The sequence below is a fragment of the Rhizobium aethiopicum genome, from assembly GCF_900094625.1.
Classification (GTDB): domain Bacteria; phylum Pseudomonadota; class Alphaproteobacteria; order Rhizobiales; family Rhizobiaceae; genus Rhizobium; species Rhizobium aethiopicum.
In genome coordinates, this window is record NZ_FMAJ01000002.1 from 274,404 (window position 1) to 295,748 (window position 21,345).

Genomic DNA, 21,345 nt, shown 5'->3' on the forward strand with positions numbered 1-21,345 from the left:
CGGATCAGCTTTCTGTCGGTTGATTGTGAAGCTATTGCGGCGGAAGGACGGGCGGCGGCGCATTGAGAGAAAAATATGAGGGCCTGCCGCGAAGCCGAAACATCCAGCCTCTTAATCGGCAATTTATGGGTCGCGCAAATCGGAGCGGTTCAAGGGCATCGGCACAAAGCTGATGGCGGCGGAAGAGGAGGGATGCCGCCGCACCGGTGTCACGGCCTGCGTCGATACGCTCTCGACCCAGGCGCCGGGCTTCTATCCGAAGCTCGGCTATGTCGAGTTCGGCAGGAACGGCGGGCGCGCCGAAGGCCGGCCGGTAGATCGAATCTGGTTCCGAAAGGAATTTGTCCGCCGCCGCTTGAGAGGAGCCGGCGACGGCTTAGCGGCGCGTCAGGCGCCGAAATCATCCATGAAGGACGGATGAATCGCGGGCTTGCGCTCTTCACGGGCTTCGCGAATGCGCTGGGGAACCGCCCCGAGACCGGCGACGAAGCGGGTCAGTAGGTTGCGGTTGAAAAGTTTCTGTATGCTCATGGCAGTTCACTCATTCTTTTTTTTGTTAGCCGGCAGCATATATTTTGCCCAGGCTGCCATAACAATGGGCAATTTGGCATGACTGCTATGCACAGGCGTGCAAAGCGATCACATTGACGTTAAGTGCGGCCTGTCGAGGGTCAACCCGCGGTTATCGATAGTCCTTTGTCCGCTATGGCGTGGTAGATTGCAGGCTCGGGCTAAAGCCATGCCCTCCGAAGGAGAAGCTCAGATGAACCGATTTTTCGCATTTATCGCGACCGGAACGCTGATCAGCCTTGCCGCGATCACCTCGGCCTGCACGTCATCGGGAAACGGCGATCAGACCTCGTCGATCGGCGGCTATTATCAGGAAGGGCGACCGCTTAATCCGGCTTGCGCGAATGGGTTCAGGCCTAGCGATGGACGCTCTTGTAGCTATTAAGCAGCCGCGACACTTGCCATGACCACTTCGGCGGATATGTACTCTAACGTACAGTTCCGCGAGTGTGTCTTTGGCGTTACAGCTATTTGTTGAGTTGCGCTGTACCCTTCAGTTGTGTTGCAGAGATGGGGTAAACGAAAATGAAGCTAACGATCGCCACCACTTTTCTAGCACTTGCCGCCACGACCGCGTTTGCAGCGGATGCCGTGCAGGAGGTCCCGGCCGCACCTGTTGCGGCTGCGCCAGCTTTCACCTGGTCAGGCCCCTATCTCGGTATCGATGGCGGCGCCAGTTGGCTAAACGGTGACTTCAGCGTCGGCGGCGCCAGCGATTCTCAGGATTTCAACGGCGGCGTCTTCGGTGGATTTGTGGGGTATAATTTCCAGTTCGACAACAACTTCGTTGTCGGTATCGAGGGCAATCTCGAACACAACTGGAACGAAGAGGAAGCGCTGGGGGCGGACGTTGGCACCGACTGGGCCGGCGCTGTTCGTGGTCGTGTCGGCTACGCCTTTGACAGAGCGCTGCTTTATGGCGCAGCCGGTTGGACCGCCACGCGTGGATACGTCGACCTGCCGGGATTCGACAAAGAAACGGAGACCTTCAACGGTTACACCGTCGGCGCTGGCGTCGATTTTGCCATCACCAACAACATCTTCGCCCGCGGCGAGTATCGGTATAACGACTTCGGCGAGAAAGACATTCTGGGTGTTGATGTCGATCTCGACCAGCACGAACTCAAGTTCGGAATCGGCGTGAAGTTCTAAGAACTGTCTGTTGGATCGCAGTACGAAAGCCCCGCCAGAAAGCGGGGCTTTTGCGTTTCACAGCGAGACCCCGCGGTTACGGCGTCACCTGAGGCGGTTGACTGCCGTGGATGCCAAGCTGAGTTCACTCCTGCGCTCCGAGCGACCGGAGGAATCGCGGGCCCCTGAAGCGGGCCCGCGATCTTTGAAGTTACTCGATGACCTCGATGACCGCGCGGGTCTTCGGATTGACGAGCACACGCTTTTGGTTGACGACCACATAGCCGTAATCGGGTTGATCGGGGATCGTATGGATCTCGACTGTGTCAGGAAGCGCTGTGCCGACGACAACGTCACCTTCAAACGTGACGGATGGCGTTTCCTGTTTCAGCACATAGGTTTTGACGTCGCCAGGAACGACGACCGTAGTAGTCTGCGCGACCGCGGCTGCTCCGAGTGACAGAAACAGCGAAACGGCAGAGATGACCAGTATTTTCATGTTATCCTCCCAGGATCTTGAATGTCCCGGCGAAACGCTACCGATAGGATATAGTTCCCGCGCTACACGGAATGCCTGCGGATATGTTGAAATATTCACGTCCGTCTTTGGTTCTCGACAATTCCAGCGAGTAGCTGTTCTAAGCTGTCCTCGTTCGTGACGCCATGCCGATACAAATGGATGATCTGGATTGCGAGCTCGTCGCAGGCGTCTCCGCCTGTTATATGCCCGCTCGCGCAGAGATGGTCGAAGACTCTTTGGCAGATTGCGATATCTTCGTTCTGTAATGGTGCATCGTTCGCAGCGAAATCGTCTCTGGCCATGGTGAACACCCCCAAGAAGATGCTGTAGTTTCCAACATCCACCCTGAATGCAGGATGAAGAGCAAATCGCCTACCAAACGACTCTCCTGATACCGCGAGATCCAATGTTGCTTTTCACCAAGTTCCTTGCTGCGGCTCAATCTCGGCGGCAGGTTCTCACGCAGTTGAAATTGCTAAGATATTCAGACGGCGTTGAATAAGCTCAAAACACGGCTACCGCGTGTTCCAATAACTCTGACCTGAGGGGTTGACTACGATTGGGCTGAGTGAATTGTGGCAGCTCTTTCTGACCGACAAATCAAGAGAATATTGGTGTTCTTGGCAAATCTCCGCGAGTTATGTCACCAATAGATTCAGAAGCGGCACCGCCGATCCGGCACGATCCTGTCGCGGACGGGCTTAGTACCCAGTCGAGCGCCTGCTCGAACCGTAGATTCATGAAGGGTGCTAAGACCGGCGGTACGTTAAGGTGCCGACACTTTCGAGGCGCCATCAACGCGGACGCTGTAGCCTCGCGAGTTCGACGCGAAAGCTCGATCCATAGTGGTACGACAGTGGACATTTAAGTCACTGCCAACGCCACTCATATGACACGCTGCGCCGGGCCTCGAGTTCTTCGTACAGCCGCATGCTGCCGCGTTCATGGATGCTGCAGTTGAGCCCGCACTTCTCAACGGAAGCCGAAGAAGCTCAGAATAGCGAGCACTATGACTACGGCGCCGACGATCCAAATTAACTGGTTCATGTGAAATCTCCTTCAAAATGAGATGAGCCAAGTTGCATGCAAATAATGTATAGCGGCAGCTCCGGTTCCATTACCCATCACCTGGCGCTTTTTTCCCGACGACAGGCGATTCCTGCGGTTGTTCCCATTTGGATCCAGCGGCTGCTTTCGGTTTCCAGGGGCGAGCGGTACATCGATCGAAGTAGGTTGAAATCCAACCTCACCCACCAATCATGCAGGGTAAAGCAGCATGGTAGCTCGTCGGGCATAACCTGGAGGCGGGCGGCTCAAGTGCGATCAAAGACATCCAGCCGGGGATGAAGTCCTGCATGGCCGACTGCGACAACATTCTGATAGGCAGCCTTGTCAACCACGAGGCGGGCATGCGCCCGTGCCTGAACGTGCCGGATGCGCTCCGATCCGAACGCCGATCGAGCTATAGCCGGCAGCGGCCGGCTGAGCCGCCCGTGGGCGCTTGCCCTGCCGCCGGCGGGGAGCATGAACCCCGATGGCCGGCGCGAGCGCCATCCGCGCCGGCCGGTGTTTTCGGGAAGCGCGCAGCCGTTCATCGGAGGTTAATGCTTATTAACCCAGAATCGCAGCCTGAAAGGATGCGCCGATGAAGATGCTTTTTTCCTCACTTGCAGCCATGGTCTTGTCTGCATCTTTCGCCCTGCCGCTAAACGCCGCGCCGATGGTCGTGCCGAAAGCGGTAGCAATACACGCCGCCGACGTCGATCTGGTCCATTACCGTCGTCACGGGAAGGGACATGCGTATGGCCACTGGAAGAAACACCGGTACGCTCACCGCGACTGCAGGTATTACGGCTCGTGCTACCGCCAGCGGTATTACGGCCATCGCGACTATTACGGCTATCGCGACGACTACCCCTATCGTCGTCGGTCAGGTGTGACCGTGTATTTTAATTTTTAGCCGGCAGTATCACGGCACCTTAGCGCCTCACACGCGCACTGTCGAACCGTACCAGCCGGCGGCTTCGCGAGCCCTGGGACTGCTGCGTTTCTGCGGGAGCATGAGTGCGGTTGAAAAGGGCATTCCCCGTGCGGGCGTCTGTGACGCCCGTCCCTACGAGTGGCGTTGAGGCCAACGTCCAGAGGGGCAGATGACATTTGTGGTCAAAGAATACCGGAAGCCGGTTTCCACTTGGTGGTCAAGCTTTGAAGAGTGGGACTTGGAAAGTCAAAAATCTGCAAAGGAACATTGGCTTGCAGTAAATAGTGGTGGGCCCGGAGGGCTAACCACTACTACCGAAGATCAATGAGTTAGCCGAGAGTGGGACCAGCAACTGTCCCGTGCGCTTGTTATGTTTTTCGGCTCGAAGTCCCACCGATCGAATTCAATTTGCCGTTTTGCTCTTCGGCGAAAAGTGAACCGCCCACAGGCTTTCGAGAGTGGTTCCTTTGATCCCTGTTCCTACATTATCAAGCCCCCGAACAATGACGTAAACACCGCCGATTATTTGTAAATATTCGAGAGCGGTTAGGCCGTTGAAATCATATTGCGCACCGGCAACCGCAAACGATCCTGGCTCATCATTTCGAGGATGACGAGGGAAACGTGGCAGCCGTCGGCGAGACGGCGTAAACCACAAGCCCGACGAAGAAATGCCATTCCGCCAATGGATGCGGACTGGTCTGGGCGGTTTGGGCTGGCGACCGGCAGACTTCTGGTCTGCCACGCTGACCGAATTCTTCGAGGCCATCAACGGTCACAATGAAGCGCAAGGTGCCGAAGAACCGAAGGCGGCACCGAGTGACGACGAAGTGGCGGCATTGGTCGCGAAGTATGGTTAGAGCGGTGCCAGTTTGACTGCGGTGCCGCTGGCGGCCACGAACAGGATGCCGCCGCCACTGCCAGACGTGGAAAGTTGATTGTAGTCGAGATCGACGGCAATCACAGCATCTGCACCCAACGCGGCGGCCTCCCGCCGCAGCCCTTCTAAGCAGGCTAGGCGGGCTTCTTTCAAGGCTTTTTGTGACGACTCTGACCGGCCGCCGACAAGGTCTCGAAAGTTGTTCGCAATATCTCGGAAGATGTTCATCCCGAGGGCTGCCTCCGAGGCGATTATTGAGATCACTCGGTCGACCTGCCGATTTGGGACGTCAATCGAGGTTGTCAGGATCACATTTGAATTTTGCGTTTGACCGCGGCTGCTGCCGCCTGGGCTCCAACGCTGCGATCCGTCCGACGGAGCTCCGTAATTGAAGCAGGTGTCGCAGATACCGAGTTGAACCTCGTTTTCAGGTTTTTGTTGGCCACATTCCTTGCAGGTCTGCATTCGATTCCCCAAGCCCACCAACCGTGGGCTTTTCTATTATAAGGCGAGCAGTTGATGGCCGACAACACCGATGACCTGATTATCAGCATCTCGACTGACCAGGCCACGCTTCGCCGCAGCATCAAACGCATCGAGCAGGATCTCGGCACACTTGCCGGCAGCGTCCAGAAGCAGTTCACGGCCGTCGGCAAGTCGATCGACAATACCGTTTCGTCGACGCTGCAAAACCGTATCAACGGCATGGTTGGTATTGGAAAGGCGGCATCTAAGGAATGGACTGGCGCGCTCGCTGATCAGGGCAAAGAGCTCGAGCGGCTCCGGGCTCGCTATTCACCACTGTTCGCGACGATCAACCAGTACAAGACTGCGGTTGCCGATATCAAACAGGCGCATGCGCTTGGTGCGATATCTGCCACCGAGATGGCGACTGCGATCAGCCGGGAGCGGCAAGCGGCACTTGCGTCGACGGCCGCTATCAAGGGCCGAAATGCGGCTTTGGCCGCAACACCATCGCAGCACGCCGGCGGCGGCTTCCAGACGGCGAACATAGCGGCGCAGTTTCAGGACATCGCCGTAACCTCTGCGATGGGCATGAATCCCCTGCAGATCGCTCTTCAGCACCCGGCTCGACGGCGCGCCGAGCGTTGGCCGTATTCATGTTCACCGGGCTTCGCCTTTCCGATGCGGCAATCTTGGGCCGGCAGCACTTGGAAAATGGATGGATTCGCATCCGACCAGGAAAGACGCGCAAGTCGAGCGGTGTCGAGGTCAATGTCCCAATCCTGCATGACCTCGCCGCGGAGCTCGACCGAGTACCAGCGGGTCAGATGACCTTCCTTGTAACGGAATACGGCAAACCGTTCTCAGACAAGGGCCTCGGGAACAAAATACGCCAGTGGTGCGACGAGGCCGGACTCTTTCACTGCTCGGCGCATGGCCTTCGAAAGGCAGGCGCCTCGATCGCCGCTGAAAACGGTGCCACGAGCGACCAGCTCAAGGCGATCTTCGGATGGACCACGAGCCAGCAAGCCGACTTGTATACCCGGGCAGCTCGCCGTAAGAAGCTGGCCGGAGCGAGCGCAAAGCTGCTTCTGCCGGACCGGAACGAGAACAAAAGTGTCCCACTTGGTGGGTCACACTCCAAAGAGTGGGACCTTGAAACGAAAGATGGGCAGGAAAAACAAGTGCTTGCAGTAAATAGTGGTGGGCCCGGAGGGACTCGAACCCCCAACCAAGCGGTTATGAGCCGCCGGCTCTAACCATTGAGCTACAGGCCCCTGGCGCCGGTAATGGCACCTTGGTGCCGGATGCCGGCACCGGGATGCCGGGGCAATGGTTCCCACGGCATCGGTTCGCTCTAGCTCAAATTGCACGTAGCCACAAGCGGGCAGGGCAACATCTGTGGATGATGCATATTTCCTGGGCAGTGGCACTGGAACCTTCGCACGGCGGATAACTTAATTCGAATCACAGACCGCATGAAAAGGGCGATTGCAGATGGTGGCTTCGAACAGTGCCGTGGTGCTCATCGTGGAGGATGAACCGCTGATCCGGTTCAATATCCTCGATGTGCTGGAGGATGTCGGGCATGTGGCGCTGGAGGCGGCGAATGCCGATGAGGCAATGGTGGTGCTGAAGGGCAGGCAGGATGTCGATATCCTGTTCACCGACGTCAACATGGCCGGTTCGATGGATGGAATCCAGCTTGCCAAGCGGGTGAGGGCGATGCGACCGAACATCGGCATCATCATCACCTCGGGCATGGTGCGGCTCGATCCGATGGCGCTGCCCGCCAATACTGCCTTCCTGCCCAAACCTTACATGCACGATACGCTGATAACGACGATCGATTCCTTGATGGCGTAACGGACTTCCCTAATGGCGTGACGACCCCGACGAGGTGACGAGGGGCGCGCAGCCGCAAAACGGGGACAGGTTTTGCGGCTGCGCGCGGAGGCGCCGGGAGGCGTGCCCCTTTCAGGCGCGGCGGAGGGGGCCCGCGCCCTCAACCGAAGCTGCTCTTCAGCGCCTCATTCTCATGGTGAGCCTTCTTTTCGTAGATCGTGAACAGCGCCATCGAAAGGAGATAGGAGAGGAAGGGATCCCCTATCTGCGTGGCGATGTCGCGGGATGCGAGAACATGGCGCTCCAACGCGCCGATATCTTTCTGTGTTGCGGTTTCAACGACGCGTTTCATGCTGCCATCTCCAGGAATTGCGTTACGACCGAGCGGGCCGGCACGTGTCTGACATAAAGGGGTAGGGTCAGGCCGAGGGCGGCGCGCATCTTGCGCAGCACGCGGTCCGACACTTCGAAGGCGCCGCAGCAAACAGGGTACTTGCCGTAGCCGTCTGCGCGGCCGAGTTCTTCCACTTCGGCGCCTGCGCGTTTGTAGACGCGCTTGAGGTAGGGTTCGTAGTTGGAAATCATCGTATGGATGCCGTGGTCGAGCGCGCATTCGCACAGCGCAAGCAGCATCATCGAGAAGGCGCGGCCGGCATCGATGTTGGGGAAATCGCTGGCGATCGCTTCCTCGTCGATGCACATGCGCGTGCCTTCCCAGATGCCGGGGGCGACGAGATCGGCGGCAGCCGGAAAGGTCTCACGGAAGACGTCGTAGAGAAGCGTCGGGCCGGTCGTCGGCATCAGACGCATGCCGCCATAAAGGCGCGTGCGGCTGTCGTTGCACCAGACGAGGTAGGCGGGAGACAGCGAATCGTAGCTGTCACGCTCGTAGGGACCGATGACGGGAACGTCCCAGCCGAGCTGGTCGGCGAAGACCTGCTTGCGCAGGCGGAACATCTGGTCGAGTACGGCAGCGTATTTCTGGTACTCATGTGCCTGAATGATAACGAACATTTTGCCCTCCAGCGTTTGCAAGTTCGTGGAGAGCAGAATGGTTCAGGCGGGCCGGATCGGAAATTCCCTCAGATGGGCCCCCCCAGATGGGGGGATTAGCCCAAAAGTATGAGAATTGGCCACGGCACGCCTCGACCAGGCGCGGCCAGGTGGCGCGCCGGGCTTATGAGGCGACGCGCGTGCCCTCGGAAACACTGTTCCGATTTTCAGGCGATTTTTCAGGGATTGATAATGCGCAGCTGCACCGCCCGCGAGGCGGCCGCCGAGATCGTGGCGCAGCCGAGCTTGAAGCGCGCGGTCTTCAGGTAATCGCGCGTCGTATGCTCCGATATGCCGAGAATGACCGAGATGTCCTTGTAATCCTTGCCGAGTGCCGTCCAGTGCAGGCACTCGATCTCGCGCGGCGATAATGTCGGAACCGGATCATTCTCGCCGTGCAGTTCATAGACCGCCTTGCGATGGATCAGATGGGCGATCTCGATCCATTCGTTGCGGCAGCGGCGCACGAGTTCGGACCAGTCGTCGGCCGGTATGCGGGCGTTCAGCGACAGAAGCGCGCGGCGCTGCGCCTTGTCGGCGACAGGAATGGAATAGCCATTGCCGCCGATGCCGTGCTTCTGGGCGTCGACCAGCATGGCGTAGGCTTCCGGCGTCGGCTCGACCTCGCTCCAGTCGAAGGGCAGCTGGCGCTCGAAACCCTGCTTGACGATCGGATCGACCTTCACATAGCTGTTCAGCAGATAGCGCGAGACCCAGGCATCCGGATAGGTGGTGCGCACGAAGGGGGAATCGATCTTGCTCGCGATCGTCTGGGCGAGATGATAGGTAACGAAATCGAGGGCATAGTCCGCCTGCAGAATGCGGATGGCGGCATCCACATTTGCCGCAGCTTTGATCTGTTCGAAAGCGGGTTCGAACTTGTCGCTGTAGTTATTCTCGATCATTTCCAACGTCCCAATTCCCTCAATCCTACCGTGAGGACCGTCTAAAATACAAGGCATCCCCGCATATGCGGGGAATGACAATCCGGCCGCCACCTGCTAGCGCCTTCATGAGGAGACCTCATATGGACAGCAAGAGACCGTTCGAGATTGCCGAGTGCCGACAGGCCGCCAAAGGCCTGAAATCCAGCTGGCAAGACATGGCAGGTTCCGAAGCGTTGATCCGGGCCCTTGTTGCCGAACGCAACGGCGACACCCCGCTGGCGCTGTTCTGGACCGAGGTTCACCGGGCGCTTTGCCAGGAAAACAACGCTTTCTGACATGGCCCGGCCCGGCGGGCGGTTTGAGACTTCCCCCACATTAAAGGCCCGGCCGGCCATCGATCAGCGCCGCGGCCAGATGAAATCATGCTTTGCGCGTGAGCACGGTTCATTCCTATCCCGTTTCGGATTTTGCGAGGAGAGTGTCGAGCGGCAATGTCGCGGGCGGGTGAAAGAAAGACCCGTACTCCATGGATTTGTGCCAACATGCTTGACGAAGTGTTTCAAGCGGGAACAGTGATGTTCAGGGAAGCCGTTGGACTGTGCCATTGTTGACGCTTCACCGTCCAGCCCAATCACCGCCTCCGTCCTTCGAGGCTCCGGCCATGGCCTACGCGCCACAGGATGAGCTGGTGTGCCGTGCGCCTGATTGGGTTGATCGGTTTGCCGTGTGGCAGGTCGGTTGGAGGATAAGCCAACGCGAACCCTCCCTCCGCCCGCATCCTGAGGTGCCCGCAGGGACCGCGAAGGACGAGGCTCCGCCACCACCGCCGCCCGCCTTTACTTGGCCCCGACCGGCCCCCGGCTGGACAAATCCGGCAAGGTCTTGTAGTCCATGGCGATCAGCGCCTCCTTCTGGCGGCGCGACCAGCCCTTGATCTGCCGCTCGCGGGCGATGGCGCCGATGATGCGGTCATGGGTTTTCGGTAAAGACGAGTTCGACCGGGAGGGGCTTGGCAGCGTAGCCGTCATGGGTCCCGGCGTTGTGCTCCCACATGCCTCGATCTCCTGCTTTGCTCAGCCCGGTATTTAGGAGCCGTCGCTCCAGCGGAGGATATAGACAGTGACTTCCATGGCTGCAGGCTAGCACGGGGAGCAAGCACGAACAGCAATCGTGCGGCGCCGGAGTGCTCCCGCCGCCGGGAGGCAAGCCGCACCCTCTCTCCGCCCTCTGAGGCGCCCTGCCGGGGCCTCGAAGGATGAGGCCGGCCACCGGGATCCGGGGATGTATTGTGGTTAAGCGGCCCCGGTCGCTGAAGCCCGATCAGCCAGCCTTGGCCGGGGGAGTGACCCAGCCGTCGCGCGGCAGTTCCGGCCGCTGCGGCTTCGGGCGAAACTTTACCAGGACCTCGCGTCCGTCGACCGAGGCCTGGGTGCGTTCCAGCGCGTCCCGCTCGGCAACCGCCTGGCGCCAATGTTCGCCGTCCCGGCCTTCGGGACGGCCCTGTTCCTCCCAGATCGCATAGGCCCTTTTGCTGATCCATTCGTGGCGTCTGTCAGTCATTTATCCGGTCCGTTCGTAAAGGGCGTTATTCGGCAATTCTGTCCGGCAGAACAGGCGCGCGGCGCTTGGCTGCCATCAGCAAGTCGAGTTCGATCGAGGAAGGCCCGAAGCGGGTGAACAGGCTCTCGGCCTGGTCGCTGCGCAGGCCGTATTTGGAGGCGAATTCATCAAGGCTGTAAGGGCGGCCGCGCAGGACTCGGCTCCGCCGCTCCGGTTCACGGATCTGCGTCATTTGTAGTAACCCCATCTGCTTTTACGAAGTGCGCGAACAAAACAGATTTCAGCCGCAAAAGTTCCGTGATTTTTCAGGGTTTTTTCCGCCTCTTCAGCCGTTTCCGCACGGCTGGCATGGATTTTCAAGAAGAGGTGGTGCTGAGAAAATTTCGCCTAAAACATGCAGGAATTTCATGCCTTTAGGAAAAGGGATGCCATCCCGGGCGAGAAATGGGCTTTATCCCCAGCACGTTACTCTATAGAATCAATCGTGTTATTCGGTCCGCAGGGGCAAAAAAACGCTGTGTTCCCCGCGTTCATGCCGACCGATCAGGAGGAATTTGGCTTAATCCATCAAGAGGAGACAGACATGATGAATGCCCTGCCGCCACTTCACAACGGCCACGCGCCGTTTACCCTCCAGCAGCTGTTTCGCGAAGCACTTTACGCCTTCGAGGAATGGGACAGCGAATTGACCGAACCGATCGTGACCCATGAAGGACGGGTCATTCCGATCAGCTTCGTTTTTGAAGCCATGCGCGAATGCACCGATATCGTGCCGATGAATATCGTCGGCGCCGTCACCGAGCGGCTGACCAAGCCTTGGGAGGGCGAAGGTCCGCTCGATCAAATGACGTTCTCGACGGCGGCCCGCGTCATGCGCGTGCTGGTGCGCAAACGCCTGCTTGCCAACGGGACCGCTGATCTCGTCACCGTCTCGGCACATGCGGCCGAAGAGCAGAGCCGCGACTGACGGGAAAGGATCGCGGCCGGAGCATGTCGCACAAAACTGTGCTGCGGTTTTGATGTCGGCTTGTCTGATCAATAGACCTGAAGCGCAAGGGGCGATCTGAAAGACCGCGATGCGCTTTGGGGGCTGCGATCCTTTTCAGCTTCTTCGGAACCTCCCTTATTTCCAGCCGTTTACTGAATGATCCCAATTCGCACCGAACTGGGAATTATCAGTTATTCGGCGCGTTACAGCGTTCCTGCGCGCCCTGAGAGGCGCGGGCGCTCCAATGCCGCAGTCACAGCCCGCGAGATGACGGGCGAGGAATAACATCATGCTAAGATCCATCGTTCATGAAATCATAGGCGCATCGAGACGTGAGCCGGAACTTCCGCAGTCGCTCGAACAGTTTCGCGATAGCAAACGGGTGCTGATCATCTTCGCTGATGCGCAGGATGACCGGGCGGCAATCCAGGATGAATGGTTGCGCAGCGCTCATATGCGTCTCATCGAGGAAGACGTGGAAGTGTTTCTCATTGCCGGCGGCGGCGCTTTCTCACTGTTTGACGACGCCTGGGAGCTTGATGCAGACGATATCCGCGAGCGGCTGCAGGGGCCGCCCTATAGCGAGTTCGGGCTGATCCTGATCGGGCGTGACGGGACGGTGAAGCTGCGTTCGAGTGAGCCGCGCACGGTCGACGAAATTTTCGCCGCGCTGGACAAGCTGCCGAAGAAGGCGTCGTGATAGCCGCCGCCGGCGCGCCGTTCAGAGTTCGAAGGCTTCCTTGAGACCGAGACTTTTGCGTTCGCGCAGGTCGAGATCGGCCTCGATATGGGCGATGTGATGCAGCATCAGCTGGCAGGCGCGATCGAGTTCGTTGTCTTCGATCGCCGAGATAATGTCGCCATGTTCTGAATGGCCGCAGCTGGAAGCGGTCGACTGGCCGTAGAGCGCGATGACGAGGGATGAGCGGGCGACAAGCTCCTCCATGAAGCGCTGCATGATCGCATTCCCGGAGATTTCCGCCAGCATCAGATGGAAATCGCCGGATGCCTTGATCTCGGCGCGCCGCGCCGTCTGGCCGCGCTCGCTCATCAGCCGGCCTTCTTCCCGCAGCAGCTCTCGCAGGTTCCCGATGTCATCAGGCGTGATCCGCGTCGCCGCCTCGCGCAATATGCCGGGCTCGACGAGGCGCCGGGCGGCAAAGATCTGGCGGGCCTCATCAGGAGAGGGATAGGCGACGAAGGCGCCGCGGTTCTTCTCGACGCTGACCAGGCCCTCATAGGAGAGCGCCTGCAGCGCGGCGCGGGCGAGCGTGCGGCTGACGTTGAAAAGATTGCCGACATCGCTTTCGGAAAGCTTGGTGCCGGGGGAAAGCCTGCGCTCTACGATTGCCTCGCGAATGGCGTCGCGGATCTGGTGCGCGCCGGTTTCGGCGACTTCTTCGGCCTGCATGGCCTTGGCGGCGGATTTCATGAAAACTATTCCCTGATGGCGGGCAAACCATATCCGGCTTCGCGGCAAAAGTTAAACGGAATTTGTGATCGAAACGCTCGGAGGATTGTATACGATTTTTTGCGTAAATTGCAGACAATAGCCTAAATGATGTGCAGGCGATGTTGTGCTCATAAATTGCGCCCGCACGGATTACAAGCCTAATATCCTTTTCTGTCAATGGCTTGGCTGGACTCGGCGGCGATTGGCACGGCAGATGCATCACCCTTTCCGAACAGGGGAAGGCATGATGTCGAAAGCGGCAGAGATCGATATAGTATCCGTTTCGAAGGTCTACGGAACGACAACGGCCGTTCACGGGATTAGCCTGAAGATTCCGGCCGGTTCCTATTGCTGCTTCCTTGGCCCGTCAGGCTGCGGCAAGACCTCGACGCTGCGCATGATCGCCGGTCATGAGAGCATTTCCTCAGGCGATATCAGGCTCGGCAAAACGGTCGTCACCGATCTCCCGCCGGCCAGGCGCGGCACCGCGATGATGTTTCAGTCCTATGCGCTCTTCCCGCATCTTGATCTGATCGACAATGTCGCCTTCAGCCTCAAGATGAAAGGCGTCGACAAGGCGGAGCGGCGGGCAAAGGCGCTCGAGATGCTGAAGCTGATGCAGATGGAGCCCTACGCCAACAGGCGTCCGGCTCAGCTTTCCGGCGGCCAGCAGCAGCGCGTGGCGCTGGCCCGCGCCTTGATCACAGATCCGGAGGCGCTGCTCCTCGACGAGCCGCTGTCGGCGCTCGACCCTTTCCTGAAGATCCGCATGCGCGCAGAGCTCAAGAAGCTGCAGAAGTCGCTCGGCATTACCTTCGTCCACGTCACCCACAGCCAGGAAGAGGCGATGGCGCTCGCCGACGTGATGGTCATCATGAACGATGGCCGGATCGAGCAGGCGGCTGCCCCGCGCGCGGTTTTCGAGAAGCCAGCAACCGCCTTTGTCGCGCGCTTCATGGGCGATCACAATGTGCTCACGGGCCGGGTGACATCGAGCGAAAACGGCGTGCTCGTCATGACCGTGGCGGAAGGCCAGAGCTTTTCCGTGCGGGGCGAGGGCAGGGATGTCGGCGAGCCTATCGATATCGGCATCCGTACCGACCGCGTGCGTCTGCAGGTGGCGACCGAGTGGACGCTCGGCTTCAACGGCATCGTCTCCAACGTCGAATATCGCGGCTCCTCGGTGAAGATCACCGTTTTCGGCGCCGGCAGCGACGACTTCACCGTCATTGCCGATGACGGGGACTATTTCGCCCGGCCGGTCGCCGTCGGCGACGCCGTCTCGCTGAGCTGGGCGCTCGAGGATGCGGTGCTTCTTGGCCGCGCTGCCGCTTAAAGAAGCAAGAACCATCAATTTCAACGTCAAGAAAAGGGGAACTTAAATGACGACTGAAACGACATCGACCAAGGCGGAAAAAGGTCTTTCCCGCCGCACGCTTTTAAAGACGGGTGCCGCGGCTGTCGGCGCCATTGCGGGCTCCGGCGCGATCACCGGCTTTCCCACTATCTGGGCGAAGACAAACATCACGCTTCGTCAGTTCGGCACCGGCGTTTCCAACATCAACGCCATCGCCGAGAAGTGCAAAGCCGACCTCGGTATCACGCTCGAGATGACGGCGACCGATTCCGACGCCGCTGCCCAGCGTGCCGTCACTCAGCCCGACAGCTACGACATCGCCGACATCGAATACTGGATCGCCAAGAAAGTGTTTCCAACAGGCGCGCTGCAGCCGATGGACGTCAAGAAGCTGAAATATTACGACAAGATCGTGCCGCTGTTCATCGATGGCAAGATGAAGCCCGACAGCGTCATCGCCCAGGGCACGGCGCCACACACGGTCGGCTTCGTCGAAGCGCAGGGTTCCAAGAAATTCGCCAAGGAGCCGACGCAGTGGATGACGATGGTTCCTACCATCTACAATGCTGATACGCTCGGCATCCGCCCCGATCTCGTCGGCCGCGACATTAGCAGCTGGGCCGACATCATGGATCCGAAGTTCAAGGGCAAGACCTCGATCCTCAACATCCCGTCGATCGGCATCATGGATGCGGCGATGATCATGGAGGCCATGGGCAACCTAAAATATGCCGACAAGGGCAACATGACCAAGGAAGAGATCGACAAGACGATCGAATTCCTCATCAAGGCTAAGGGCGACGGCCAGTTCCGCGCCTTCTGGAAAAGCTTCGACGAGTCGGTCAACCTGATGGCATCGGGTGAGGTCGTCATCCAGTCGATGTGGTCGCCTGCTGTCGCTGCCGTCCGTTCCAAGGGCATCGCCTGCAAATACCAGCCGCTCAAGGAAGGCTACCGCGCCTGGGGCGGTGGCCTCGGCCTGGCCTCGCATCTCAAGGGCGCGGAGCTCGACGCGGCCTATGAATACATCAACTGGTATACGTCGGGCTGGGTCGGCGGCTACCTCAACCGCCAGGGTTACTATTCCGCCTGCATGGAAACCGCCAAGGGTTTCATGACGGCAGACGAATGGGGTTACTGGATCGAAGGCAAGCCGGCGCAGGGCGATATCCTGTCTCCGGAAGGCAAGGTCATGGAGAAAGCCGGTGCGGTGCGCGACGGCGGCTCCTTCGAAGCCCGCATGGGCGCCGTCGCCTGCTGGAACTCGGTCATGGACGAGGACCGCTACATGGTCCGCCGCTGGAACGAGTTCATCGCGGCTTAAGCGCTTCCCGCTTTCCCCTCCCCAACCCTCCCCACAAGGGGGAGGGAGCTCGGAGGCGGTGCGGCAAAGAAACTCCCTCCCCCTTGTGGGGAGGGTTGGGGAGGGGTCTTTTTTGAGTCCTCCCCAACCGACGCAAGGTTTGCGGTGGCCGAGACGCCGCCGCGATTCCTCTTCTCTCCAGCGGGGAGAAGGTGCCGGCAGGCGGATGAGGGGCGACACGCGCCTTCATTCAACCTGCCGTAATCAGAACGGAGAACGGGATATGGCAACCATCGCAGCAGAAACGGAAGAGGGCAGCCACGGCGCCCGCCGCAGGCGTTCTTTCCGTCTCTCCCCCTCCGCCATCTCCTATCTCCAGGCGACCCCGCTGATCGCCATTCTCGGCTTCTTCTTCCTGCTGCCGATCGCGATGATCGCAGTCGTCAGCTTCTGGGATTATGATTTCGCCGGCCTCTATCCCGATTTCCTCACCATGAACTACACCGATACGCTCGGTTCGTGGGTGACGTGGAAGACATATCTCAACACGCTGAAATTCACCGCCATCGTCTGGGCGCTGACGCTCGTCATCGGTTTCTCGGTCGCCTATTTCCTGGCCTTCCACATCCGCAAGACCTCGACGCAGATGATCCTCTTCCTTGTCTGCACCGTGCCGTTCATGACCTCGAACATCATCCGCATGATCTCGTGGATACCGGTGCTCGGACGCAATGGCCTGGTCAATTCGGCGCTGATCGAGATGGGCGTCATCCCGCAGCCGATCGAGTGGCTGCTCTATTCCGATTTCGCCGTCGTGCTCGCCATGGTGCATCTCTATACGCTGTTCATGGTGACGCCGATCTTCAACACGCTGATGCGCATCGACCGGTCGTTGTTCGAGGCGGCGCGCGATGCCGGCGCTTCCGGCTGGCAGGTGCTGTGGAACGTGGTCATTCCGCTCGCCAAGCCCGGCATGGCGATCGGCACGATCTTCGTCGTGACGCTCGTGATGGCCGATTTCTCGACGGTGCAGGTGATGTCCGGCGGCCAGAGCGCTTCGGTCGCGCTGATGATGAAGAACCAGATGTCGCTGCTGCAGTATCCGGCGGCGGCCGCCAATGCCGTGGTGCTGCTTGCGGTGGTGCTGTTGATGGTCGCCGCGATCCTGCGCGTTGTCGACATCCGCAAGGAGCTTTGAGATGAACCACGAAAAACGCGGCCTCGAATTCTATCTGCTGGCGATCTTCTTCGCCGTCTTCGTGCTCTTCCTCTACGGCCCGCTCTCGGCGATCCTGATCCTCTCTTTCCAGGGACCGGACGGCGGTCTGACCTTCCCGATGAACGGCGTTTCCACCCACTGGTTCTTCAACCTGTTCGAGAAGCAGGCGGTCGGCGATTTCGGCGCCTCCTTTCGGCGCTCCTTCACCCTGGGGCTGATGGTGATGGTGGTGACCGTCGTCGTGTCGCTGCTTGCCGGCCTTGCCTTCCGTCGCCGGTTCCGCGGCTCAACCGCCTTGTTTTACGCCACCGTCGCAAGCCTCGTCGTGCCCTCGATCATCATCTCACTCGGCATCGGCGTCGTCTTTCAGGAGGGCGGGCTGAGGCCGGCCTGGTATTCGTCGGCTTTCGGCGCGCATCTCACCTGGACGCTGCCCTTCGGCGTGCTGATCATGTTTGCAGTCTTCAACCGCTTCTCCCCGGCCTATGAAGAGGCGGCGCGCGATCTCGGCGCCACCTCATGGCAGACCTTCCGTCACGTCGTGCTGCCGATGATCGCCCCGAGCTTGATCGGCGTCGGCCTGTTCGGCTTCACGCTCTCCTATGATGAATTCGCTCGCACATTGATGACGTCGGGCAGCTACAATACGCTGCCGCTCGAAATCTACGGCATGACGACCAACGTCACGACGCCGGTGCTCTATGCGCTCGGCACGGTGACGACGCTGTTTTCCTTCACCATCATTCTCATCGCGCTCGGCATCATGATGATGCTGGGGCGAAGGCAGGCAAAAAGATAGACAGATATGCGCATCCTCATCGTCAATCCGAATACGACGGCCTCCATGACCGAGAAGGCTGCGGCCGCCGCTCGCGCGGTGGCGGCTTCCGGGACGGAGATCATCGCCGCTACATCGAGCATGGGGCCTGTCTCCATCGAGGGGCATTATGATGGCGCGCTGGCGATCCCCGGGCTGCTCTTGGAACTCAAGGGACGACAGGCTGCTGGTTATGACGCGGCTGTCATCGCCTGTTTCGACGATACCGGGCTCGAAGCGGCGCGAAGCTTCGCCGATGTGCCGATCCTCGGCCTTTGTGAATCCGCCATCGCCACGGCGGGCTTCCTGGCGCAGCGTTTCACCGTGGTGACGACGCTGGAGCGGTCGCGGGTGCTGATCGACAATCTGGTGCGCCGCTACGGCATGGGCGCGCGCGCCAAGGTTCGCGCCTCCGACATCCCGGTGCTGGAGCTGGAGAATGCGGCCTCGGATGCGATCGGCAAGCTCCGGGCCGAGATCGAGCGGGCGCTTGCCGAAGACGGCGCCGAGGCAATCGTGCTCGGCTGCGCCGGCATGACGGATCTCGCGCGGGAACTGCAGGAAATTTACGGCGTGCCCGTCGTCGACGGTGTGGCGGCGGCCGTCAAGCAGGCCGAGGCGCTGGTGTCGCTCGGGCTTTCCACCAGCAAGCGCGGCTCCTATGCCTCGCCGCTGCCGAAACGCTTTATGGGCGCGATGAGCGGTTTCTCGCCGGCGTCGAAGATCGGCTGAGCCATGGCTGTTTCCTTCGATTTCAGGCAGCTTTCGGAGCGCGAGCGTTACAAGCTGATGATCGGCACGATCATCCCGCGGCCGATCGCGCTGGTGACGACGGTCGACGAGCACGGGCGGATCAATGCGGCGCCCTTCAGCTTCTTCAACTGCCTATCGGCCGACCCGCCGATTCTGGCGATCGGCGTCGAGAACAATGCCGACATGTCGTTCAAGGATACCGGTCACAATATCCGCATGACCGAGGTCTTCACCGTCAACATCGTCTCCCTGGCGATCGCCGAGGCGATGCATGTCTGCGGCGCTAAATATCCGCGTGGCGTCGACGAGTTGCAGGAGGCGGGTCTGACGGCAGTGCCGGGCGCGAAGGTGGCGTCGCCCTTCATCGCCGAGGCGCCGGCCGCCTTCGAATGCAGACGGCATGTGACGCTGGAGCTCGGCCGCTCGCGGCAGATCGTCATGGGTGAGATCGTCTACGCGCATTATCGCGCAGGTGTCGTCGATTCGGAACGGCTGCACGTCGATCCGGCGGCGGTCGATGCCGTTGCGAGGCTCGGTGGCGATACCTGCGCTACCATCCGCGACCGGTTCGAGATGCTGACGCCGAAGCTTTGAAGTCCCCATAGCCCCAAGTTCTGCTTTACTTTATTGCTTCCGGCGAGAATGGTCTGCAACGGATCATTGCCGCAGAGGAGCCCCATCATGACCATCGACGACGATCTCAACCGGATCGCGGAGCAGGAACAAGCGTTGAGCTTCGACGCCTTCGATCTCACGACGGCATGGCAGCTCGGCAAGCTCCTGCAGGAACTCGGCACCGAGCGCGGCCTCGGCATTGCGATCGACGTGACGCTGCATTCGATGCCTGTTTTCTATGCCGCGCTCCCAGGCGTCACACCCGACAACGTCAATTGGGTCAGGCGCAAGCGCAACATGGTGATGCGTTATTTCCGCAGCAGTTATGCCTCCGGGCTGAAGCTCCGGAAGGACGGCAAGACGGTCGAGGACAACGGCCTCGACGGCGCCGACTACGCGCCGCATGGCGGCAGTTTTCCGATCAACGTCAAAGGTACGGGGTGTATCGGCGCCGTCACCGTCTCCGGTCTGCCGCAGCGCGACGACCACAATCTCGTGGTCGAAGCTCTGGCGCTGATGCTTGCAAAGGACCTCGACACGTTGCGTCTCTCTGCGCTGTGACGCGGCCGCAGCTGCCGGAACAATCCGAGCGCCGGACGGTCGGCGCCGGAGACTGAAAACAGCTGTCAGAGCCTGCCGCCGGCCTCGGCGATGCCCTTCGTCAGGCTGCCCGTTGCCGGGAAGAGCGGGATGAGGCAGGCCTGCAGCGCGTGATAAATGTCGCCCTTGCCGGGGAAGAGTGCGTGCGAGGGAAGGAGATCCTCCGTCAGCTCCTCATGCCAGCCGCCATTCCTATGGTCGATGAAGGCGCGTTCGATCACGTTCCAGATCTTGCGGTAGCATTCCTCATGATAGTCGCTCGGCAGGTGCTCGTTGAGGAAATGCGCGGCGGCCGCACCCTCGCAGGCCGGCCACCATAGCTTGTTGCGCTTGGCCGGCTTGTCGTCCCAATCGAGCGTGTAGAAGAAGCCGCCCTTGGCGTTGTCCCAGCCGAGCGCCATGGACTGAGCGAAGAGGGCCTTGGCCGCATCCGGCATCCATTCGATTCGTTTGCCGCCAAGCGCCCAGAGCTGCAGGATGAGGCGGGCCCATTCCAGCCAGTGGCCGGGTGTCGTGCCGGCCGGGCGGAACATTTCGTTCGGATGATAGTATTGCTTGTCGAGGTTCCATTCGGCATCGAAGTGCTCGGCGACGCGCCAGTCGACCGAACCGGCCGAACGGCGGATGACGAGATCAGCGATGCTTTCGGCCTTGGTGAGGTAATCCGTGTCGCCGGAGGCTTCGAAGGCGGCCATCAGCGCCTCTGTCAGGTGCATGTTGGAGTTCTGGCCGCGATAGGCGCCACCGTCGAGCGGCTGCCAGTCGGCGGTGAATTCCTCGGCGATCGCGCCGTGGCGCGGCTCCCAGAACTTGGTGTTGAGGATTTCGGTGATATCGGCGAGCATGCCGTCGGCAAGTGGATGGCCGATCGTCTTGGCCGACGAGGCGGCGAGCAGCACGAAAGCATGGCCGTAGCCCTGCTTGTTGGAATCGATCGGGCCGTTGTCATCGAGCGACCAGAAATAGCCGCCATTCTTGCGATCGCGATGGTGATTCCAAAGATAGTCCATGCCGTGATCGACGACGTCGGCGGCGCCGGGACGGCCGAGCAAGGCGCCGATTGCGAAACAATGCACGGCGCGTGAGGCGATATGGATGCTGCGGACTTGACCCGCGGCATCAAGCGGCCCGCCGGTGTCGTCGAGATCGTAGAAGCCGCCCTTGGGATTGATCGAATTGTGCTGGAAGAAGTCGAAGAGGCCATTTGCCTGCGCCAGCAGCCAGCTGCGGTGATAGGGGCGGCTTGCCCAATTTCCAAGCGCGGCGATGCCGGTTGCGGGTGCCATGATACTCCTCCGATTTCGTGCACAAGCGTAGCAAAGGCTATATAGAGGTCGGGCGAGCCTGT

At 60.0% G+C, this 21,345-nt stretch carries 25 protein-coding genes, 1 tRNA gene and 3 pseudogenes; 17 read left to right on the plus strand and 12 right to left on the minus strand.

All coding sequences use genetic code 11. The features are described from left to right. Window positions 1–102: 102 nt before the first annotated feature. A pseudogene (locus tag GA0061105_RS33265) lies at window positions 103–343 on the plus strand (GNAT family N-acetyltransferase); the annotation flags it as partial. A 44-nt stretch (window positions 344–387) separates the two neighbouring features. Here GA0061105_RS33265 and GA0061105_RS32785 read toward each other — a convergent pair. Further along, complete coding sequence (locus GA0061105_RS32785) at window positions 388–531, minus strand: hypothetical protein (protein WP_164517803.1); 144 nt, start codon at window positions 529–531, stop codon at window positions 388–390. 232 nt (window positions 532–763) lie between these two features. Between GA0061105_RS32785 and GA0061105_RS05645 the strand changes: the two genes are divergently transcribed. Both GA0061105_RS05645 and GA0061105_RS05650 read left to right on the plus strand, forming a co-directional pair. Continuing rightward, window positions 764–955 (plus strand): hypothetical protein, encoded by a 192-nt coding sequence (locus GA0061105_RS05645; protein ID WP_064694783.1) that lies wholly within the window; start codon window positions 764–766, stop codon window positions 953–955. A 140-nt stretch (window positions 956–1,095) separates the two neighbouring features. Beyond that, a complete protein-coding gene (locus GA0061105_RS05650) occupies window positions 1,096–1,722 on the plus strand; it encodes an outer membrane protein (protein ID WP_092748642.1) in 627 nt (208 codons plus the stop codon). A 190-nt stretch (window positions 1,723–1,912) separates the two neighbouring features. Here the strand turns inward: GA0061105_RS05650 and GA0061105_RS05655 are convergent, their stop codons facing one another. Next, window positions 1,913–2,200 carry a DUF1236 domain-containing protein gene (locus GA0061105_RS05655; protein WP_092748644.1) on the minus strand — a complete coding sequence of 96 codons (288 nt, stop codon included), beginning with the start codon at window positions 2,198–2,200 and terminating at the stop codon, window positions 1,913–1,915. A 1,666-nt stretch (window positions 2,201–3,866) separates the two neighbouring features. Between GA0061105_RS05655 and GA0061105_RS05670 the strand changes: the two genes are divergently transcribed. Both GA0061105_RS05670 and GA0061105_RS05675 read left to right on the plus strand, forming a co-directional pair. Continuing rightward, a complete protein-coding gene (locus tag GA0061105_RS05670) occupies window positions 3,867–4,181 on the plus strand; it encodes a hypothetical protein (RefSeq protein WP_092748648.1) in 315 nt (104 codons plus the stop codon). Window positions 4,182–4,873: 692 nt separating this feature from the next. After that, window positions 4,874–5,062: a phage tail assembly chaperone gene (locus tag GA0061105_RS05675; RefSeq protein WP_092748650.1), complete on the plus strand. Its 189-nt coding sequence runs from the start codon at window positions 4,874–4,876 to the stop codon at window positions 5,060–5,062. Here GA0061105_RS05675 and GA0061105_RS05680 read toward each other — a convergent pair. Beyond that, window positions 5,059–5,547 (minus strand): YbjQ family protein, encoded by a 489-nt coding sequence (locus tag GA0061105_RS05680; protein ID WP_092748652.1) that lies wholly within the window; start codon window positions 5,545–5,547, stop codon window positions 5,059–5,061. The two genes, GA0061105_RS05675 and GA0061105_RS05680, sit on opposite strands and share 4 nt — an antisense overlap. Window positions 5,548–6,203: 656 nt before the next feature. Here GA0061105_RS05680 and GA0061105_RS33275 point away from each other — a divergent pair. Next, window positions 6,204–6,539: pseudogene (locus GA0061105_RS33275) on the plus strand (tyrosine-type recombinase/integrase); the annotation flags it as partial. A 209-nt stretch (window positions 6,540–6,748) separates the two neighbouring features. On the opposite strand, the gene GA0061105_RS05690 reads toward GA0061105_RS33275, so the two are convergent. Next, window positions 6,749–6,824, minus strand: a tRNA-Ile gene (locus tag GA0061105_RS05690). A 220-nt stretch (window positions 6,825–7,044) separates the two neighbouring features. Between GA0061105_RS05690 and GA0061105_RS05695 the strand changes: the two genes are divergently transcribed. Further along, window positions 7,045–7,413 (plus strand): response regulator, encoded by a 369-nt coding sequence (locus GA0061105_RS05695; protein WP_064694761.1) that lies wholly within the window; start codon window positions 7,045–7,047, stop codon window positions 7,411–7,413. Between the two features lie 139 nt (window positions 7,414–7,552). On the opposite strand, the gene GA0061105_RS05700 is transcribed toward GA0061105_RS05695, so the two are convergent. The 3 genes from GA0061105_RS05700 to GA0061105_RS05710 all read right to left on the minus strand — a co-directional run bounded on the left by GA0061105_RS05700 (window position 7,553) and on the right by GA0061105_RS05710 (window position 9,350). Continuing rightward, window positions 7,553–7,744 (minus strand): hypothetical protein, encoded by a 192-nt coding sequence (locus tag GA0061105_RS05700; protein ID WP_064694760.1) that lies wholly within the window; start codon window positions 7,742–7,744, stop codon window positions 7,553–7,555. Next, window positions 7,741–8,406, minus strand: coding sequence for an acyl-homoserine-lactone synthase (locus GA0061105_RS05705; protein ID WP_064694759.1), 666 nt, complete (start codon window positions 8,404–8,406; stop codon window positions 7,741–7,743). Before GA0061105_RS05705 ends, GA0061105_RS05700 begins: the two co-directional genes overlap by 4 nt. 218 nt (window positions 8,407–8,624) lie before the next feature. Continuing rightward, the gene (locus GA0061105_RS05710; RefSeq protein WP_064694758.1) at window positions 8,625–9,350 is read right to left on the minus strand and encodes a LuxR family transcriptional regulator; all 726 of its coding nucleotides are present in this window, start codon (window positions 9,348–9,350) and stop codon (window positions 8,625–8,627) included. A 122-nt stretch (window positions 9,351–9,472) separates the two neighbouring features. Between GA0061105_RS05710 and GA0061105_RS05715 the strand changes: the two genes are divergently transcribed. After that, a complete protein-coding gene (locus GA0061105_RS05715) occupies window positions 9,473–9,667 on the plus strand; it encodes a hypothetical protein (protein WP_020921837.1) in 195 nt (64 codons plus the stop codon). 501 nt (window positions 9,668–10,168) lie between these two features. On the opposite strand, the pseudogene GA0061105_RS05720 reads toward GA0061105_RS05715, so the two are convergent. The 3 genes and pseudogenes from GA0061105_RS05720 to GA0061105_RS05730 all read right to left on the minus strand — a co-directional run bounded on the left by GA0061105_RS05720 (window position 10,169) and on the right by GA0061105_RS05730 (window position 11,124). Further along, window positions 10,169–10,462 (minus strand): annotated as a pseudogene (locus GA0061105_RS05720) (GIY-YIG nuclease family protein). Window positions 10,463–10,652: 190 nt separating this feature from the next. Further along, entirely contained in the window at window positions 10,653–10,892 is a 240-nt protein-coding gene (locus GA0061105_RS05725) for a DUF2934 domain-containing protein (RefSeq protein WP_092748654.1), read from the minus strand. A gap of 25 nt (window positions 10,893–10,917) precedes the next feature. Beyond that, entirely contained in the window at window positions 10,918–11,124 is a 207-nt protein-coding gene (locus GA0061105_RS05730) for a hypothetical protein (RefSeq protein WP_064694756.1), read from the minus strand. 351 nt (window positions 11,125–11,475) lie between these two features. Here GA0061105_RS05730 and GA0061105_RS05735 point away from each other — a divergent pair, with 351 nt between their 5' ends. Both GA0061105_RS05735 and GA0061105_RS05740 read left to right on the plus strand, forming a co-directional pair. Beyond that, window positions 11,476–11,859 (plus strand): BRA0787 family protein, encoded by a 384-nt coding sequence (locus GA0061105_RS05735; RefSeq protein ID WP_064694755.1) that lies wholly within the window; start codon window positions 11,476–11,478, stop codon window positions 11,857–11,859. Window positions 11,860–12,169: 310 nt separating this feature from the next. Continuing rightward, window positions 12,170–12,580: a DUF4174 domain-containing protein gene (locus GA0061105_RS05740; protein ID WP_092748656.1), complete on the plus strand. Its 411-nt coding sequence runs from the start codon at window positions 12,170–12,172 to the stop codon at window positions 12,578–12,580. Window positions 12,581–12,601: 21 nt separating this feature from the next. On the opposite strand, the gene GA0061105_RS05745 is transcribed toward GA0061105_RS05740, so the two are convergent. Further along, window positions 12,602–13,312 carry a GntR family transcriptional regulator gene (locus GA0061105_RS05745; protein ID WP_092748658.1) on the minus strand — a complete coding sequence of 237 codons (711 nt, stop codon included), beginning with the start codon at window positions 13,310–13,312 and terminating at the stop codon, window positions 12,602–12,604. A 268-nt stretch (window positions 13,313–13,580) separates the two neighbouring features. On the opposite strand from GA0061105_RS05745, the gene GA0061105_RS05750 reads away from it, so the two are divergent. From GA0061105_RS05750 to GA0061105_RS05780, 7 genes are all read left to right on the plus strand, one after another. Continuing rightward, window positions 13,581–14,669, plus strand: coding sequence for an ABC transporter ATP-binding protein (locus tag GA0061105_RS05750; protein WP_092748660.1), 1,089 nt, complete (start codon window positions 13,581–13,583; stop codon window positions 14,667–14,669). A gap of 46 nt (window positions 14,670–14,715) precedes the next feature. Next, window positions 14,716–16,014, plus strand: a complete 1,299-nt coding sequence (locus GA0061105_RS05755; RefSeq protein WP_092748662.1) for an ABC transporter substrate-binding protein — start codon at window positions 14,716–14,718, stop codon at window positions 16,012–16,014. 262 nt (window positions 16,015–16,276) lie between these two features. Continuing rightward, a complete protein-coding gene (locus GA0061105_RS05760; protein ID WP_092748664.1) occupies window positions 16,277–17,191 on the plus strand; it encodes an ABC transporter permease in 915 nt (304 codons plus the stop codon). A gap of 1 nt (window position 17,192) precedes the next feature. Beyond that, entirely contained in the window at window positions 17,193–18,011 is an 819-nt protein-coding gene (locus GA0061105_RS05765) for an ABC transporter permease (RefSeq protein WP_092748666.1), read from the plus strand. Between the two features lie 6 nt (window positions 18,012–18,017). Further along, on the plus strand, window positions 18,018–18,761 hold the full coding sequence (locus tag GA0061105_RS05770) for an aspartate/glutamate racemase family protein (protein WP_092748668.1): 744 nt from the start codon (window positions 18,018–18,020) through the stop codon (window positions 18,759–18,761). Between the two features lie 3 nt (window positions 18,762–18,764). Then, the gene (locus tag GA0061105_RS05775) at window positions 18,765–19,376 is read left to right on the plus strand and encodes a flavin reductase family protein (protein ID WP_092748670.1); all 612 of its coding nucleotides are present in this window, start codon (window positions 18,765–18,767) and stop codon (window positions 19,374–19,376) included. Window positions 19,377–19,463: 87 nt separating this feature from the next. Further along, window positions 19,464–19,958, plus strand: coding sequence for a heme-degrading domain-containing protein (locus GA0061105_RS05780; protein WP_064694747.1), 495 nt, complete (start codon window positions 19,464–19,466; stop codon window positions 19,956–19,958). A gap of 65 nt (window positions 19,959–20,023) precedes the next feature. On the opposite strand, the gene GA0061105_RS05785 is transcribed toward GA0061105_RS05780, so the two are convergent. Next, complete coding sequence (locus tag GA0061105_RS05785; RefSeq protein ID WP_092748672.1) at window positions 20,024–21,283, minus strand: AGE family epimerase/isomerase; 1,260 nt, start codon at window positions 21,281–21,283, stop codon at window positions 20,024–20,026. Between the last annotated feature and the right edge of the window lie 62 nt (window positions 21,284–21,345).